Genomic DNA, 17,109 nt, shown 5'->3' on the forward strand with positions numbered 1-17,109 from the left:
ACCAACAATCGGAGGCATGTTTTCATAAATGTGCCTCCTTTTGTTGTGTGGACGGGAAAAGAAAGTCGTGGTTGGCCGCCTTAAACGGTAGGGCTCAATGCCCTTTGATACTCACTCATTAAATTGTCGATAATCTGCTGGACGGACAGAATCTCTGTAATCTCATGGACTCTGGACCCGGCAAAAACCAAGCCGTTCTTAACATCCCCTCTAAGGGAAGTGAGCAGGGACTCCATTGTACAGAAGCGATGTGAACACACCTTTAGACAATCATAGCATTTGGCTATCTTTAATCTGGCATCATTACTGATCCGGTCCGTAAAGTCATTGCGAATCGCTCTTCCTTCCAGACCCACAGTAGATTTGATCAGGACCGTATCTCCTTGCTGAGCATCTACATACTTTTGCTTGAAGGCCAAGGGAGCATCACACTCATGGCTTGCTACAAAACGGGTGCCCATTTGAACACCGGAAGCGCCCATCCGAAGGGCTTTTGCGATATCATCCCCTGTCAGAATTCCACCTGCAGCAATAACCGGAATCGAAACGGCCTCTAAGACTTCAGGAAGGATATCGAACATAGGTCTGTCTGTACCTAAATGTCCCCCGGCCTCGAACCCTTCCACGACAATTGCGGAGGCACCAAGTTTTTGGGAGATTCGGGCTAATTTGGCGGATGAAACAATAGTTACGACCGGAGTACCATATTCTCTGCCCCATGCATAAATATCTCTAGAAATTCCGGCTCCGGAAATTATAAAGTCAACCTTTTCTTCTAAAGCAACCTTCATTTTCTCGGCAAAATCCTTCACTGCGAAGAGTACATTCACACCGACATAGCCAATTCCATTAGAGAGTTCTCTTGTTTTGCGAATATGTATTCTCAGCTCTTCTGCAGTGATTCCTGTACCAGAGATGGTGCCGATCCCGCCTGCATTGGCTACAGCAGCGGCTAGTCCGCTTAAGGATATGCCTACACCCATTCCACCTTGAATAACAGGAACTCTCGATGTAATCTGTCCGAATTGGATTGTTGGAAGTTTCAATTACACACCTCTTTCGCAAGTTATTGACATATCGTAACACAGTTAAGTCTTTCCCGGATGTGACTGTAAACATGCTCAAACTATGTTAAATATCATGTCTTTCAACTTGTGATACAATATTTGAAATGGAATTTTTGCTTATTATTATGACATTCAAAGGAGATTTATAATGAAACGCTTTCGCTGGAGCATTGCTGTTTATTTCGCGCTGTTCGTGTTTGTCTTATTCGCATTATTCAACGACTATTCACCCATCCTGATCGTAGGAGGGGCTGTGGTGGCGGTTCTCCTTGTTTTTATAGCCCAATTCTATTATCCTGCTGTTTTGGAGAAGCGGGTGGACCGCGTGGAGTCTTTTTTACTCAGCCAGAAAAACAATCCTGCCCTGTATATTCAGTATGTTCTTGCGAATAGACTTGACGATGAAGCAAGAACGGTTATGGAGAAGCTAATGAGCAAACATAAGCAGGTGGCGGTACAGGCAACATTCAAGGCGGCTTACGGACTGTACCGCAAAGACATGGCTGCTGTTCGGGAAGCCGTTCCGCATATCCGCCATGCTGATTACCGGACATACTATGAAACGGTTCTGCTGTTGGAGGAAGGGGAGAGTGCTCAGGCGCGGGAACATCTTGAGTCAATTAAGAAGCAATGGATGAGATCAGCGCTGCTCGCAGAAATTGAACTCAAAGCAGGTAACAGTAAAACTGCTATCCATCATGCGAGGGAGGCAGTAAGCGCTTCGAGAGGCGTCCAACGTTATGTGTTACATAAGGAATACGAAAGAACGTTACCGCAAGCGGTTAAAGCTGTATCATGAGTTTTACAAAGTAAAAAGCGGGAATCCTCCTCATTCAAGGATGATACCCGCTTCTGTTAGTTAGAAGGCCAGTCTCACTGTCCCAAACAAAGCCGGATCAGATCATCGACATGGGCGGTAGCCAGACATTCTACGGTGTCGGCGGCTCCGTAATAGATTTTGACTTCGCCATCGTCCTCCAGGATCATGCCGCCGGGGAAGATGACATTATTGCGGAAGCCTCCGTCTATTTCGTAGGGTGCTTCAGGTGCAAGCAGCGGCGATGCACTCATCCCGAGAATCTTCTTCGGATTGTCCAGGTCAAGCAGCATAATACCTGCGGTATACCGCTTCTTCCAGGACGGCTCCCAGCCGTGCTTCCCTCTGGCGGAGTCGATATCCACCGCATGGAAGGTGGTGAGCCAGCCCTTATCCGTCTTCACTGGCGGCGCTGCCGGACCGATCTTGTCATTGGCGAACGGTACCTGCTCCACCGCCAGCAGCAGATCCGAACGTCCCCAATAGATCAGATCCGGCGACTCCGAGATCCAGGTGTCGAACCGGTCCTTGCCTCCGCGGCTGTATACGGTGAACGGCCGTTCCAGCCGCACATAGTTGCCGTTGATCTTCTCTGGGAACAGTACCATATTCCGCAGGTCCGGCGTAGACAAGCTCAATATTTCAAAGGATTCGAAGTCATCCGTGACTGCGACCCCTCCCCGGATACCATGCCGTGTATCTACAGCGAAGCACATGTAGCAGCGTCCGTCAATCACCGTCAGACGCGGATCGTAAGCGCGTACAACCTCTTCGTCATGCAGCTTGAATACCGGCTTGGGCCCTGCCGTCCAGTGAATTCCGTCTTCACTGAAGGCGATACCCAGATCCGTTGTATTAGTCGGTTCAAGGGTCTGCTTGTCGAGTGAGCCATAGTCATTGCGGAATACCATCACATACCGGCCGCCGAACTTAACCACTCCTGCATTGAACACAAGTGCGGTGGGATAAGGGACCCGGGCCGCATCCAGCACAGGATTGGCCGGGTGACGGCGGATGAGCGGGCTGGATGTCAAAGCTCCTATGACAGCTGTATTTGCATGATTCATCGTTTGAATATCCTCCTTGTGAGTACGAACTGTGATTTAGACAATGCTTCCATAGGGTGCGAACGGATAGTCGATCGTAATACGCCCGGCCTGGCAATCACCAACACCGCTGTACAGATCAGCCTTGCCGTCCCCCCGCATCACGATCCCCGAAGAAAAGACGCAGTCCGTCAAATATGGGAACTTGGCGGGCCCCGGCGGGTAGCAGGAACGGCTTCCAATCAGATGCAGGTGATGGGATTCCCTGGTGATGGGATCGAAGATAAAGGCCATATTCAAATATACCTTTAGAAGCTTGCCATCCTCATCCTTATCCTGATAACAAATATGGCCGATAATTCCGATCTTGCCGCTATCCAGCAGATAAGCCTGATTAACGCCTCCCCATTCGCCTGCACCAAAAATACCATGAATGTAAGGCGCATTCTCAATGACGTCTGCAGTCAAATCCTCCAGGTTGTCAATAACGGTGAAGCCTATCATGGATTCGCTGCCGTATTGGCCCTTCATCTCGCTGCCCCGCGGGCGTGAGAAGACGCCAATCCTGCCGTCTGCCAGAGCAACAAGGCGGATATCTTTCATTTTGTTAGGACCGGTAGTGAAGTAGTACAAATCGTGGAGGTCAGTCCCCCGGTAAAAATATCCAAAAAACGTGCTGTATTTGCCGCTTTGATATTGCACATGCGTTCCGCCCAGGACAAGCTCATCACCGATTTCACTGATAAACGGGTCCTCCAGCGTATAGATCATACTATTATCTACCACGGTCCACTCATCCTGACCGGTCTCCTCGAAGAGGCGGACCCAGGAGCGGGCCCATTCTTCGCGGCGTTCTACCCGGCCGAACAAGTAACGTTTGCCATCCCGTTCAAAAGGAATCGAAATATTATAGACATCAAACCCTTCCACGTTTTTAAATGATAAGGTTGCGCTTTCATAAATGGTTTTTGACGCTTCAAATTCTATTTTTTGCTTATGCAGGCTCAACATTTCCGCACTCCTTTATTGTATCAGCTCTTTTTATTGAAGAGAAGATTGATATTCCTGAAACTGTTTTTGGTATTCCGCAACTACCTTGTCCAGGCCCGCTTTCTTCATTTTGTCCAGTGCTTCAGTGAAGGCTTGGTCGTAGTCCAGAACCCCCATATAGATTGGAGTGATGCTGGCTGAAGCTTCCGAGAGAATATTAGTATATTCCGTTCTCACATTCGTTGGATCAAAAATAAAGTTGGCTGCAATACTATTAACCGCTTTGGGATTTGGCTCAAATAAGACTTTGTTATTGTCAGGTATACTATTCTCCAGGTCAAAGCGCATAAAGTTCACATTCCCGTTTTGCGAATCGGAGCCCCTGTATCTCGGATTGTTATTGTTATTCGGATCTTTGATCGGCTTTAGGCCCTTTTCGCCATCTTTGGTGTAGTGTTCACCCTCTATGCCATATTGAACCAGATCATAATTGTCCTGACTGGCCAGCATCCAATCCATGAATTTCACGGCTGCCTCCGGATGTTTGCTGTTCGCCGGTACGGCATTTCCGTTCTTGAAGGAGAGTGGACGCAGATATTCTTTCTCCGGGTTAAACCATACCACTCCGATATCGTCTACTGTAGCTTTTGGATTGTATTTCTGGAGCCCGTTCAAGCTTCCGCCCGTTCCCAGGCGTACGAACCACTCCCCGCTGTCGAGCTGAGCATCTACCTGCTCCTGCTTCATGACTAGGATATCAGGATTCGTAATTTCTTTGGTGTACAGCTCGCGCATGAAAGCAGCATCCTTCTTGAATTCTTCTGTCTCAATCCAGGATTTGACCTCACCGTTCTGATTAACATAAAAGAACTTATCTTTAACGGTGAACGGGAAGCTGTCATAACTCCGGTGTAAGATGGAGGTATGCAGGGATATCGGGTCAAAATCGGCCCGGGTGCCGAGATAAGGCTTGTTTTTGCCCTTCCAGTTCTTCATCACAATCTCCCAGGCGCTAATCAATTCAGCCGGAGTTGCCGGCTCTTTCAGATTGTTCTCGCGGAGAATGTCGCGGCGGATATTGAATTGCCCCTCGCTCGCCATTTCAACCCAGTAGGAGGGGACGATATAATATTTCCCGCCAATGGTTGCGCCGCTAAAGATATCCTCCGGGATATGCTTTTTCAGGTTTGCTCCATATTTTTCAATTTCCTCTGAGATATCTGCCAGCGCCCCCCGGGTATAGTAGTTGGAGAACGGAGTGCGGTCCTGCATGACATGGAAGAGATCGAACTCTTCGCCCGTGGACAGCATCAGGTTCAGCTTCTGGTCCCATGCATCCCAGGGGATGAAGATTTTCTCCACTTCAACGCCGACACCATCTGCAGCCAGCTTCTCATTGACTTTTTCATACACCTTTTGGTAGTCTTTGGGCTCGGTGCCGGGAACCACGTATTTGATCCGGACGATATTGTCCGACTTCGGGGATGAAGCGTTATTTTCCCCGTTTGCGGCAGGGCTGTCGGAAGCCTTGCCGCACCCGATCAATGTAGAAAGGGCAAGCACCACAGCACATAGAATGGCGTAATGTTTTTTCATGAATAATATAGACCTCCTCTATTTATGCCTATTTATGTTAACCCCTTAGGGATGACATCAGCCTTTAACTGAACCTATAACCAGCCCTTTCACGAAGTACTTTTGCAGATACGGATAGAGGAGGACGATCGGCCCGATCGTCACGATGGCTGTCGCCATCTTGACCGACTCCGAAGGAAGCGTAACGTCGCTTGTTCCGGCCAGCATAGCCATATCGTTCAGCATACTGATCTCCGATTGCATCTGCAGCAGCATGAATTGCAGCGGATACAAATCTTTGGTGTCAATTAGCATGATCGCATTCCACCAGTTATTCCAGTAATCCAGTCCATAGAAGAGGGCAATGGTCGCGAGTACCGGCTTACATAACGGAAGGTAAATCTTAAAAGCAATCACAATATCACTCGCTCCGTCTATGGTAGCTGATTCCCGCAGCGAGTCGGGAATTCCGTTCATGAAATTGCGTACCAGGAAGAGGTTGAACGGGCTGAACAGGAGCGACGGAATAATCAGAGCCAAGATATTATTGGTTAATCCGAGTGACCGGTTCATCAGATACCAGGGCACAATCCCGGCTGTGAAAATCATGGTGATAAAGAAGTAAAGAGCCAGCAGATTGCGGTTCTTCACATTTTTGTTCGCTAATGTATAGCCTGCCATAGAAGTAATCAGAATAGCCAGCGTGGTACCGACGACCGTGACAAAGATAGAAATTCCGTAGCTCTGAATGACTTGGGAGCCGCCCGTGAAGATCAGCTTATAGGCATATAGAGAGAATTTCTCCGGAAAGAGGCTGTAGCCGTTCTTAAGAATAGCATCCTCATCCGTGATAGAGATCATCAGCACGAGTAGCATCGGAAGCAGGCAAAGCGCCGAATACACCGCAGTCAGCGTGTACATGACCGTCTTGCTGATTGACATTTTTTTCATAGTTACTCCTCCGGATTTAGTATAATGCGCCATCTTTGAAGAACCTGCGGGTAATGGCATTTGTCCCAAAGACAAGGATGAATCCGATGACCGACTGGAAAAGTCCAACAGCCATGGCTTCGGAGGGGTCGCCAATCTGACGCAAGGACCGGAATACATACGTATCAATGATATCCGTGGTCGAATACAGGGTGCCGTTGTCACCGATGAGCGCATAGATCATTCCGAAATCGCCGTACATAATTTTGCCGACCGAGAGCATCGTCAGGATAATAACCGTGGGCATCATTAGCGGAAGCGTAATCCGGAAGCACATCTGCAGGCGGTTAGCCCCGTCAATCTCGGCTGCTTCATACAACGTCTCGTCGATACCGGTAATGGTCGCCAAGTAGATAATGGCACTCATTCCGGCCCCCTTCCACACATGCATGACCGTAAGAATCGCCGGCCAAGACTGCGCCTCGGTATACCAGTTCACGGAGGACATGCCGAGCTGGTTCAGCGTTTTGTTCACAATCCCCATATCCATCGAGAAGAGCGCATACAGCACATAGCTAATGACAATCCATGAGATGAAATTCGGGAATAACATCAGGGATTGACTGATCTTAACAAACAGCTTCTTGCGCAGCTCGTTTAGAACCAGTGAAATAGCCAGCGCCATCAGCGTACCGAAAATAATAAAGAGTAAATTGAGGTAAATGGTGTTGAAGGTGACCGTAAGCGCTTTGTTGGACCGGAAGAAGAACTCGAAGTTCTTGAATCCCACCCATTCGCTATGGAAGATTCCCTTGGTATAATTGAAACGCTGGAAAGCAATGACCATATAAGGATACGTCATATAGCCGAAAATAAAAGTGTAGGCCATTGCCGGCAAAACCAACAAATAGGATGTACCATTCCTGCGGATGTCAGAAAGTATGCTGAGTCTTGGACGCCGTTTTTTTGTCAATTTCCTGTTCCCCCCATTTGTTATAAATGACGATTGCCTTGATTCCAGATTAGCCATACCCTCCCGAAGAGTCTATTTCAAAACCTGGAAAACGCTTTCAAATTCAAACACAAGGCTTTCAAAAAAACGGAATGACTTTCATTTTGGCCTGATTCAGTACCTTTTCGGCCCAAAATGTACTATAGTTTAGAAATGATAACGAGCAGTGTTGGGAGGAATTCAACATGCGGACAACCATCAACCGGCTTGTTCGATACAAGGCATTTCAAAAGCTCACCATCTCATATTTCCTTCTCGTTCTTCTGACCGTAAGCCTGCTATCCGGTGTACTCTTCTCACTATTCTCCAGAAGTGCTATTAAGGAGATCGAACGTAATTCCCGGGCGATGTTATCCCAGATCACCTACGCCTCCGATGTAGTCTATAATCAGGTCGTTACTATAGGAAATACACTGCTGATTCAACCGGAAATCCTGTCCTTTCTCAATGAGAAGGTGGAGGACAAGGTCAGCAATTATCATATTTTTCAGCAGATCGAACAAATTACAAATGTGAACCCATATATACACAGTATCGGGATACACCGGCCTTCTACAGGCACGACAGTTGATACAGCCGGCCTTCCGTTCGACGCTTCGCTTACCACCCTCAGCGCGAAGCAGTATATGGAGTTCCATCCGCGCAGTCTGAAGGTTCCGGGCCGCAACAACGGGAAGTCATTACAGTTCCTGACCTTCTTGCTGTACCCGAATTTCTCACCCCGGACCACAGGCAATCCGCTGATCTATATCAATGTGGAGGAGCAGTCCATTCTGACGACCATCCGCAAGATCAGCAGTGCGGACGCCGCTAATAATGTTTTTGTAATCAATAATGAAGGTAAAGTGCTGTCTCATACCGATTCCAACCTGTTTCTGGAGGATTTATCCGAAGAGGAGTATGTGCGGAAGATATTAATCGAGAACCATGAGGAGAGCAGCTTCACCACAACGATTTCAGACCAAAGGAATCTGGTCACTTATGTGAAGTCAGAGGAACTGGACTGGTATTTTGTAAGCGTTTCACCGTATTCCGAGCTCATCTCGAACATCGACCAGCTCCGGGGGATTACGCTGCTGGTTACAGCCGGAATTGTACTTGCAGGTCTGTTGCTCTCTGTCCTGTTGACCTCCAACATGAATAGACCCTTATCGGCGCTGCTCGAAAAAGTCATGCCTAACCCGGCCCATCCGGCCTCCGGGTTGGCACCTATTGATGAATACAAGCTGATGACCGAGGTGTTCCATTCCTATCATGAACGTGAGAAGTCGATGCAGTTTGTAATTAACCACTCCTCCCGGACCGTCCGTGAGCATTACCTGCATGCCTTGCTGCGTGGTCATTCCCTGGAACACTATGTTTCGAGCGAAATTCTTAAGGATATCGGCGAGGAGGTGGCGGGGCCGTACTTTGGCGTGCTGGTGTTCAGAATCAATGAGCTTGAACCACTAGGGGAGAGGATGGAGGGGAAACAGCAGTCTTTGCTGCGCTTCGCACTCGGGAATATCGCCAAAGAGATGCTGGAGCCGATCGGCCCATGTGATGTGCTCATTATGGGAGGAAGTGAAGCCGTTGCCATCCTTCAATACAAGAACAATCAGCTCCCGGAGGAGCTGTGGCCTGCCTTGCGTAATATTCAAAGCTTCCTGAACCGCTACTTCAAGGTGACGGTATCTATAGGGATAGGAGATATATCCTGTGGAAAGGGGAATATTCCGTCCTCGTACACTTCTGCACAGCAGTATGTGAAATACCGGCTCATCTATGGGAAGGAAGCGATTCTGGATGCTATAGCGACACGCCATCATGTGTTGACGGCCCTCAGTTACCCCAGCGCCTACGAGAAGAAGCTGATTGATGCTGTGCAGGACGGCAAGCCGGAAGCAATGGTTAGTGCCATCGAAGAATTTATAGATAAAATATCTGGCGGTTCCGTTCATCAGGTCATCACCTTTAGCACTCAACTCATGTTGTCTTTGCTTAAACATTTTGACTATTTACAGCATGTGCCGGATTCTAATTTCAATGATTACCTGCAAGCGGTAACCGATATTGAACGGGCTGAAGATCTGACGGAGATCCGTAACCTGTTCAACCGCTATTGCAGTACCATCTGCACATTAATTGAAGACAAGAATCACTGGCTGAATGCTCAAAAGCATAATATCCTTATCGAAAAAGCACAGAATTACATTCATGAGCATTATGCCGAGCCTAACATCTCCCTCGATCTGGTGTCGAGCATCGCCGGACTGTCGCCCAGCTATCTGGGGAAACTGTTCAAAGGAGCGACCCGGCAATCCTTCAGTGAATACTTGAACAACACCCGGCTGGAAAGAGCAAAGGAACTGCTTGCTTCTACCTCGGAGACTGCGGCCAGGATCAGTGAAGCGGTAGGGATATACAACATTACTTACTTCTCCACCTTGTTCAAGAAAAAGTACGGGCTGACCCCTTCGGCGTTCCGCGAACAGGAGGCGATGAAGAGCACTGTGAGTGATGAGGAGTGAGATGAAAAGTGATAAAAAAACACCTGCTCTTCAGCAGATGTTTCTTCATACGATTTAAGATCCGGTCCGTTTACGGCTGCTCCGCATATCTCCACCAGGCAAAGGTTCCGGCTATTCCGACTATCCCTGTATACGCAAGTATCAATATACTGCTGAGCTGTAAGGAACCGGTGCTTTGAAATACCGACGGGATGGTCCAAGGGAAATAGGGTGCAAATCCAAAGGAGGCGAGCACATTGGACAGAATGACGATGATCAGGATGAGTCCCAGGGGTGCCAGGTAGCCCTTAGTCACATTGGCCAAAAGAATGGTTGGTGCGGTCACCAAAATGTACATTAGCGAGGTGATCAGGAACTTAAAGAACAAGCCCGAAATGAAGGAAGCGGACCCGCCTTGGACGCCCATGATTGCCCCTACGGCAAAACCTACGGCAAACATATAGACGGAAAGCAACAGGCACCATGCTAAAATGACAAGGAATTTGGACAATACAATTTTCGCTCTGGACACGGGCTTTGCCAGTAAATCCTTGATGGTTCTATCCGCAAACTCCCGTCCGAATACCCATGCCGCAACAAAGGTATATCCGATAAGCCCCAGCGGGGCAAGTGTATCCAGCAATCCGGTTAAATACTGCTCCCAGCTGACAGCGCCGGCGTCACTGGATAATACATTTCCGACGCCCATCATGATGGGCCCGAAGCCTAAGACAAGAAACATGATCCAGAACACATTGGAGCGGATAATCTTGCGAATCTCACAATGTAACACAGATAGAATATTCATTATTTAATCCCCCTGGTCATCCCAATGGTGCGGAGAAAATATCCTTCCAAATCCTCCGTAACCACCCGGAGCGATGTTGGCGGCTGATTGCGTTGTACGAGCAGTTCAGCCAGCCGTTCAGGATGATCTGCCGCGTGCTCGTTGGTTAGTTTGATATAGCCGTCCGGGGTATCCTCAAAGGTATAGCCATGCTCTTCCAGCACCTTCTTTAAGGCAGGTTTGTTCAGTCCGTTCACCACCAGGTTTTTCTGTAAGGACTGCTCCAGCTTATCCATTGCGACTTCTTGCACCAGCCGGCCGCCGTGAATAATTCCTATGCGTGTCGACACCTTCGAGAGCTCCTCTAACAGATGGCTGGATATAAAAACAGTTACGCCGAAATTGGTTGCCAGATTATATAACATATTCCGTATCTCCGCTACGCCTGCGGGATCAAGACCGTTGATCGGCTCGTCCAGGATTAGAATTTCCGGATTGTGAATCATCGCTTTGGCAAGTCCCAGGCGCTGCTTGTTACCGAGTGAGAGATGTTTTGCTTTTTTCTTTTGATGCGGCTCAAGTCCCAGCTTATAGATCACCTGATGTACGGCATCCTTGTCAGCCAACCCTTGCATACGCCGTGCGATGTCAAGATTCTCAGTTACCGTGAGATCTGGATAAAAAGTAGCTTCCTCCAAATATCCGACCTTGCTCCATAATGTAGAGTTTCCGGCATCGACCTTTTCACCTAACATATAGAGCTTGCCGGAGGTTGGCTTCAGCATCGCCAGGAGCATCTTGATCGTCGTTGTCTTCCCGGCGCCATTCAGTCCCAGGAATCCAAAAATCTCACCGCGGCTCACCTCCAGCGAAAGATTGTTTAATATGGTATAGTCGCCAAACTTTTTGTGCACACCGTCAATCTGTATAGCGGGCGTGCTGCTTTTTTTTCTCTCTGATAAAATTCGCATAGCTGTTAACTCCTCCTATGACAATCCCTAATATATACAAGTCATTTTCACATTCGAAGATGAAGCTCCGGTAAAAGAAAAATAAAGGTTTATAAAGAGAATATAAAAAACTATAAACTGCTAAAAAAACAAACAGGCTGTTGCCTGGGTGTCACACCCGGCAGCAGCCTGTAATCTTTGGTTGTTGAAGAAGAAGTACATAGATACAATCAGTGAAGTGAAGCCAGGGGGAGGCTGAATCGTATCCCCAAACCGCCATATTCGGAAGGGAAGGCCATAATCTCTCCCCCGTGATGCTCAATAATAGATTTACAGCTTGCCAGGCCCAGCCCAAGGCCGCCCTTTTGGATTTGCCGCGATTTATCCACCGTGAAGAATTTAAGGAACAGAGAAGAGAGATCCTTATCCGGCACGCCAATTCCGTTGTCCTCGATTTGGAAATAGGCATGATGCTCCCTCAGGTATCCGGTCATATACACGTTCAGCTTATTCTTCCCCCCATATCTTACAGCATTGCTGAAGAGGTTGCCGAACACCCGGCGGATCATCGGTTCATTGACCCTTAGCCATATACTGTCCGTGAATGAATGGCGGCAGGTCAGTTCGTTGTCAAGTCCAGCCAGCTCAACCTCATATTCAAAAGCAATGTCTTCAAATAACTCTGTTGCCCTTACAGGCCCGGCTACCATGGATTCCAGCTCCAGTTTTTGTTTGGTGAAGCTGGAGAGATCATTGATGAGCTCAACCATATAGGCGGACTTCTTTTGAATCAGTTCATAATATTCCTGCTTTTCAGTGTCGGGTAAGTCCCCATGTGTAGCCAGCAGTTCGGTGAAGCCGTTAATAGAGGTAAGGGGTGTCTTCAAATCGTGGGCGATGGCTGCAATCATATCGGTTTGTTCTCTGTGGGCGAGCTGCAGCTTATGCTCCATCTTATTGAAGTGCTTGTACAGCTCTCCGATCTCGTCATTACTCCTCGAAGCCAGCGGAGGCAGGGGATGGACCACATTGACTTCCTCCAGCCGGGTATTCAGAAGCCGGATGGGCTTCTCTATGCTTCTATAAATATAGATGATCAGAATGAGAAATATACAACCCGCGATGGCAAAGATGGGCAGCAGCAAGGCTATATATCGGGAGTCCAGTAATGTAGTGCGTATAGGGGAATATACTGCGAAGACAAACTTCAAGTACAGTCCAATGGAAAACATAAGAATGAGAAGCATCAGCAGGAATAAGAGGGGAAGTTTTATTTTCAGTTTCATCCTATTGCTCTCTTTCCGTATATTTATAGCCTATACCCCAAATGGTTTTAATGAAGTTATGTTCAGGACCCAGCTTCTTGCGGATATTCTTAATATGGACCGTTACGGTATTGATCTCTCCGTACTCGTCCCCCCAGACCTTCTCATAGATCTGCTCACGGCTGAGTACCTGATTGGGATGACGCATAAGGATAGACAGAATTTGAAATTCTTTCGCGGATAAGTCGAGCTTCCGGGTATGCAGGAAGGCTTCAAACGTTTTATCATTCAAAATAAGCGGAGCATCCGCCTTTTCTTTACCGGGGCTAAGCTCATCCCACTCTTTATGCAGCCTGTCCACTTTCCGGAAATGGGCCTTGATCCTGGAGGCAAGCTCCTGAATACTGAACGGTTTGGTCATGTAATCGTCAGCTCCTATTTCGAGACCGACGATTTTATCAATATCCTGATCACGCGCACTTAAAAAAAGGATGGGAACATTATAGGAAGTCCGGATATTCCGGCAGACATCAAGCCCATTCATATCAGGCATCACTATATCCAGAACGATGAAATCAATGTGATTATCATTCACTACAGATAAGGCTTCTTCTCCGGAACTGGCTGTGATGACTTCAAATTGCTCGTACCTTAAGCTTTTGGTGATGAGTTTTACGATTTCTTGATCATCGTCTACCACTAATATCGTTTTTGACATTTTGCACCTCCCAACCTCATCATACCGCAACCCTGACGTTCAACGCCAGATACGCTCAGAGCAAGCTTGCCCGGATGTCTTGAAAACAGGAGAAAGACCATCCTTTTCGGGATGGCCTTGTCTTTTATGGATTGAACCTCTTAATTCGCAGTCTCCAGTAATCTGGAAACCACTGTTGCAAACTCTGCTCTGGTAATATCTTTTGCAGGCTTAAAGGTACTATCTTCGTATCCGGTAATAATTTTATTGGATGCGAGTGCATCAATGGAATTATAATACCAGGCCTCTTTTTTAACATCTTTGAAGGATGTGCTTCCTGTACCTGTAAGCTTAAAGGCTCTAGTGATCAGTGTTGCTAATTCACTGCGGCTAATCTTCGCATTTGGACGGAAGGTGCCGTCGCTATATCCGTTCATCAGCCCTGCACCGGCAGCTGCGCCGATATACTTATTGGCCCAATGCGCCCCGGATACATCTGTGAAGTTGCTTGCTTGTCCATCAAGTCCCATGTAAGTGGTAATGACCTTAACGGCTTCGGCACGGGTCAAGCCTGTACTTGGACGGAAGGTTCCATCGGAATAACCCGTTAGTAACCCCTTGGCAATAAGCACATCAATGCTTGCTTTGGCCCAATGATTAAGGGTATCTGGGAAACTGACAATCTCCGGCTTAGGTGTTGGTGTTGCGGTTGCTGCTGGTGCTGGTGTTGCTGTAGGAGCCGGTGTTGGTGTAGGCGTTGCTGTTGCCGGGGGAGTTACGGAACCTCCACCAGGACTTGGATTGCTTGGTCCATTATCTACCGGATCAGGATTAGCAGGGTTAGAGACATATTGAAGGGCTGGAGCGAAGGCTGTAAGCAGTCTGGCCTTACTTTGCTGCTCAAGCGCATAGCCCATACCTAGAACTTTGGCATCGTCCCACGCTCTGCCCACAAGCTGCATAGAGATCGAATATCCGCTGTCGTTCGTTCCTACAGGAACTACTACCGTAGGGAGACCGACCGTAGACGTTAATACGCCCGTGTTGCGGTCAGAGCTTAATTGAGAGGCGGAGGCGTCATTGTTATATACGTCACTGATGAAACCCGCATATACCAGGGCATCCACGCCATTCTCGTCCATCCAGCCTTTAATCACTTGCTTATAGTCCGTTCTATATTTGATGTAATCTTGTACCGCCTGTTCAGTCATCCGCTCAGGCTTGGTATATCCTCTCTGATTATAGATAAGCACCTTATCCGAAGCCAGTACACTTGCCCCATCCGGGTAAGGGAAGTCCTTATGAAGCTCAATATAGCGCGCCCAGCCTTCAGTAGATCCATTAATGCCTGCAGGGCGGGCAGGACCTGACGGTACTGCCGACATTTCAACCATGGTTGCGCCTGCTGCTTGAAGCTCGGAGAACTTGTTCATGACGGCTTGTCCCGTATCATCATCAGCATAACCGGAGATAAAGGATGCAGGAATGTATCCGATTTTCTTTCCTTTCAATGCGTTAGTGTCCAGAGCGGCCTTCCAGTCCACTGGACGCTTATGATCTGCATCGGCAGTCACGGTGAAAATATCCTGTGGATCGGTACCCGTTGTAGCGTTCAGCATGATGGCCAGGTCCGTTACTGTTTTGGCAATGGGACCTGCATAATCCTGTCCCCACGTGAGCGGCAGTACGCCTGTAGTGCTGGCCATGCCGTCTGTACCACGGAAGCTTTTTAAGCTGGCGCCTGTCGTAGGTGCATAGAGGGAGACCCCTGTTTGCGATCCCATAGCTGCGGCTGCGAAATCAGCTGCAACCGATACGGCCGAGCCGCCGCTGGAGCCAAAAGAGGTTTTGGAGGGATAGAGTGCATTCCAGGTCTGCTGCCAGCCGCTCTCACTAAAGCTTCCGCTGTTAGCGAACTCCGAAGTGTTTACTTTACCAATAATGACAGCTCCGGCTTCCCGCAGCTTATTCACCTGGAAGGCATCCGAATCCGGCTGCCAGCCTTCAAGCGCTTTACTGCCGCCTGTAGTAGGCATATCTTTGGTATCATAGATATCCTTTATCGCAATTGGAATACCGAGCAGATCACCTGTTGCACCTTGGGCACGGGCATTGTCAGCAGCTCTTGCCTGATTGAGCGCAGTTTGAGAGACATGCAGGAAGGCATGGAATCCCAATTGGCCTTCATCGTATACCTTGATTCGATCTAGATAGGCTTGAGTAATTTGTACCGAGGTAGCTTTACCGCTAATCATGTCCTGCTGCATGTCTGCAATGGACTTATTCGTAACATCATAAGGGGAGGAGGTTACGAATGATTTGGCTGCAGGAGCCTCAGGAATAACCAGGGTATCTCCAGTATCAAGTCCTTCGAGAGCAGATATATCCCAGTTACTAATGGAACGGATCTGGGCGTTGGTTAAGCCGGTTACATCCAGCTGGCTATTCAGTCCATTTAGCACAGTCACCAGCTTCTTCAGCCCATCTTCACCGGCCTCACCAACTTGTACATAATGCACCAGGGATTTGGACTGACCCGGCTCCATATGTAATGTATTAATGAACCCGTAGAAATTCGCCTCATTTCCGGACTTGGCTAAAGGGGTGGTGAATGGATTCTGCTGCTGGTTACCCAGAGCGGTTAATCCATTATTAAATGGATGCGGAGATCCGACTGCAACGCCTAGCGGCTTATTGTTTCTGGCACTGCTGTCGACAACAATCCATGAGTCATCTGTTGTCACCTCAAGATCATCGGAGTAGGTTGCCTTAACTACGGAAGCATTCGCCCCGGTACCATAGCCTAGAGAGCCGCCGAAGGATACATCAACCTTGACAGCTACATCATTCTTATTCGTAAAAGTATCAAAGAATCTCGTTCGATTATTAATAGTATCCACATAGACATCACGGGTAACTGTTACATTGCCCAGATTTACAGATTGAGCCGAGGTAAACTTATTAACGCCATCGTATTTCAGGTTAAACCCGCGCATCATTTGACCATTCATCAGTGAAGCGGAAGGTGAGGACACCTTCACGAAGATATTACCGAAGCCTTGTACTTGTGTAGTGCCAATTGTACGTAAACTTCCCGTATCTAAACTGGGCGCAAAAACATCGTGAATCTCCCATACTGTACCGCTTGCTGAAGTTACCCGGGTTAGAGCATCAGCAGTTTGGAACGGAATGACTCCCGACGCAAGCACAGATAACGCAATGGAAGTGGCCATAACCTGCTTTTTAGTTTTACGCAGACGTTTGAACTTATTCATAACGGCAATCTCCTTTTCCTATATGTATATTTTTTAATATGTTAGGAAATATAACACCGTTAATATATTCAGTCAATAAATATTAATAATTTAATATATTTATGCGGTTTTGATAGAGATTAAATACTATATTTATTAAAAAATGTAATTTTAATGTAGATTAATAGAGGTGTTAAATAACATGATGCGTTATGTATTGCTCGTATTGA

General features: G+C 47.8%; 13 protein-coding genes. 2 read left to right on the forward strand and 11 right to left on the reverse strand.

From position 1 onward, the window contains the following. Window positions 1-80: 80 nt before the first annotated feature. On the reverse strand, window positions 81-1,046 hold the full coding sequence (locus HQN87_RS08805; protein ID WP_254075417.1) for an NAD(P)H-dependent flavin oxidoreductase: 966 nt from the start codon (window positions 1,044-1,046) through the stop codon (window positions 81-83). A 169-nt stretch (window positions 1,047-1,215) separates the two neighbouring features. Here HQN87_RS08805 and HQN87_RS08810 point away from each other — a divergent pair, with 169 nt between their 5' ends. Continuing rightward, the gene (locus tag HQN87_RS08810) at window positions 1,216-1,866 is read left to right on the forward strand and encodes a hypothetical protein (protein WP_173130806.1); all 651 of its coding nucleotides are present in this window, start codon (window positions 1,216-1,218) and stop codon (window positions 1,864-1,866) included. A gap of 74 nt (window positions 1,867-1,940) precedes the next feature. Here HQN87_RS08810 and HQN87_RS08815 read toward each other — a convergent pair whose 3' ends face one another. Genes HQN87_RS08815 through HQN87_RS08835 form a run of 5 tightly spaced genes read right to left on the reverse strand, consistent with a single transcriptional unit; the run spans window position 1,941 to window position 7,287 of the window. Continuing rightward, entirely contained in the window at window positions 1,941-2,951 is a 1,011-nt protein-coding gene (locus tag HQN87_RS08815; RefSeq protein ID WP_173130809.1) for a glycoside hydrolase family 130 protein, read from the reverse strand. A gap of 36 nt (window positions 2,952-2,987) precedes the next feature. Continuing rightward, window positions 2,988-3,941, reverse strand: coding sequence for a DUF1861 family protein (locus tag HQN87_RS08820; RefSeq protein ID WP_254075418.1), 954 nt, complete (start codon window positions 3,939-3,941; stop codon window positions 2,988-2,990). A gap of 30 nt (window positions 3,942-3,971) precedes the next feature. Beyond that, on the reverse strand, window positions 3,972-5,516 hold the full coding sequence (locus tag HQN87_RS08825) for an extracellular solute-binding protein (RefSeq protein WP_173130813.1): 1,545 nt from the start codon (window positions 5,514-5,516) through the stop codon (window positions 3,972-3,974). Window positions 5,517-5,573: 57 nt separating this feature from the next. Continuing rightward, the gene (locus HQN87_RS08830; protein WP_173130816.1) at window positions 5,574-6,446 is read right to left on the reverse strand and encodes a carbohydrate ABC transporter permease; all 873 of its coding nucleotides are present in this window, start codon (window positions 6,444-6,446) and stop codon (window positions 5,574-5,576) included. Window positions 6,447-6,462: 16 nt separating this feature from the next. After that, window positions 6,463-7,287: an ABC transporter permease gene (locus tag HQN87_RS08835; RefSeq protein ID WP_254075419.1), complete on the reverse strand. Its 825-nt coding sequence runs from the start codon at window positions 7,285-7,287 to the stop codon at window positions 6,463-6,465. 335 nt (window positions 7,288-7,622) lie between these two features. On the opposite strand from HQN87_RS08835, the gene HQN87_RS08840 reads away from it, so the two are divergent. Continuing rightward, window positions 7,623-9,947 carry a helix-turn-helix domain-containing protein gene (locus tag HQN87_RS08840; RefSeq protein WP_173130822.1) on the forward strand — a complete coding sequence of 775 codons (2,325 nt, stop codon included), beginning with the start codon at window positions 7,623-7,625 and terminating at the stop codon, window positions 9,945-9,947. Window positions 9,948-10,017: 70 nt separating this feature from the next. Here HQN87_RS08840 and HQN87_RS08845 read toward each other — a convergent pair whose 3' ends face one another. From HQN87_RS08845 to HQN87_RS08865, 5 genes are all read right to left on the reverse strand, one after another. Next, on the reverse strand, window positions 10,018-10,734 hold the full coding sequence (locus HQN87_RS08845) for a DUF2705 family protein (protein ID WP_173130825.1): 717 nt from the start codon (window positions 10,732-10,734) through the stop codon (window positions 10,018-10,020). Beyond that, window positions 10,734-11,684 (reverse strand): ABC transporter ATP-binding protein, encoded by a 951-nt coding sequence (locus HQN87_RS08850; RefSeq protein WP_173130828.1) that lies wholly within the window; start codon window positions 11,682-11,684, stop codon window positions 10,734-10,736. The genes HQN87_RS08845 and HQN87_RS08850 overlap by 1 nt, the downstream gene beginning before the upstream one ends. Before the next feature lie 209 nt (window positions 11,685-11,893). Continuing rightward, complete coding sequence (locus HQN87_RS08855) at window positions 11,894-12,949, reverse strand: HAMP domain-containing sensor histidine kinase (RefSeq protein WP_173130831.1); 1,056 nt, start codon at window positions 12,947-12,949, stop codon at window positions 11,894-11,896. 1 nt (window position 12,950) lies between these two features. Beyond that, window positions 12,951-13,646 carry a response regulator transcription factor gene (locus HQN87_RS08860; RefSeq protein ID WP_173130834.1) on the reverse strand — a complete coding sequence of 232 codons (696 nt, stop codon included), beginning with the start codon at window positions 13,644-13,646 and terminating at the stop codon, window positions 12,951-12,953. Between the two features lie 140 nt (window positions 13,647-13,786). After that, the gene (locus tag HQN87_RS08865; RefSeq protein WP_254075421.1) at window positions 13,787-16,900 is read right to left on the reverse strand and encodes an amidase family protein; all 3,114 of its coding nucleotides are present in this window, start codon (window positions 16,898-16,900) and stop codon (window positions 13,787-13,789) included. Between the last annotated feature and the right edge of the window lie 209 nt (window positions 16,901-17,109).

This window comes from Paenibacillus tritici, from assembly GCF_013204885.1.
Lineage (GTDB): Bacteria > Bacillota > Bacilli > Paenibacillales > Paenibacillaceae > Paenibacillus_AQ > Paenibacillus_AQ tritici.

Bases quoted from the DNA above. Each gene is read 5' to 3' on its own strand.
- HQN87_RS08810 (WP_173130806.1), top strand. From the start codon at position 1,216: ATGAAACGCTTTCGCTGGAGCATTGCTGTTTATTTCGCGCTGTTCGTG.
- HQN87_RS08815 (WP_173130809.1), bottom strand. From the start codon at position 2,951: ATGAATCATGCAAATACAGCTGTCATAGGAGCTTTGACATCCAGCCCG.
- HQN87_RS08820 (WP_254075418.1), bottom strand. From the start codon at position 3,941: ATGTTGAGCCTGCATAAGCAAAAAATAGAATTTGAAGCGTCAAAAACC.
- HQN87_RS08825 (WP_173130813.1), bottom strand. From the start codon at position 5,516: ATGAAAAAACATTACGCCATTCTATGTGCTGTGGTGCTTGCCCTTTCT.
- HQN87_RS08830 (WP_173130816.1), bottom strand. From the start codon at position 6,446: ATGAAAAAAATGTCAATCAGCAAGACGGTCATGTACACGCTGACTGCG.
- HQN87_RS08835 (WP_254075419.1), bottom strand. From the start codon at position 7,287: ATGACGTATCCTTATATGGTCATTGCTTTCCAGCGTTTCAATTATACC.
- HQN87_RS08840 (WP_173130822.1), top strand. From the start codon at position 7,623: ATGCGGACAACCATCAACCGGCTTGTTCGATACAAGGCATTTCAAAAG.
- HQN87_RS08845 (WP_173130825.1), bottom strand. From the start codon at position 10,734: ATGAATATTCTATCTGTGTTACATTGTGAGATTCGCAAGATTATCCGC.
- HQN87_RS08850 (WP_173130828.1), bottom strand. From the start codon at position 11,684: ATGCGAATTTTATCAGAGAGAAAAAAAAGCAGCACGCCCGCTATACAG.
- HQN87_RS08855 (WP_173130831.1), bottom strand. From the start codon at position 12,949: ATGAAACTGAAAATAAAACTTCCCCTCTTATTCCTGCTGATGCTTCTC.
- HQN87_RS08860 (WP_173130834.1), bottom strand. From the start codon at position 13,646: ATGTCAAAAACGATATTAGTGGTAGACGATGATCAAGAAATCGTAAAA.
- HQN87_RS08865 (WP_254075421.1), bottom strand. From the start codon at position 16,900: ATGAATAAGTTCAAACGTCTGCGTAAAACTAAAAAGCAGGTTATGGCC.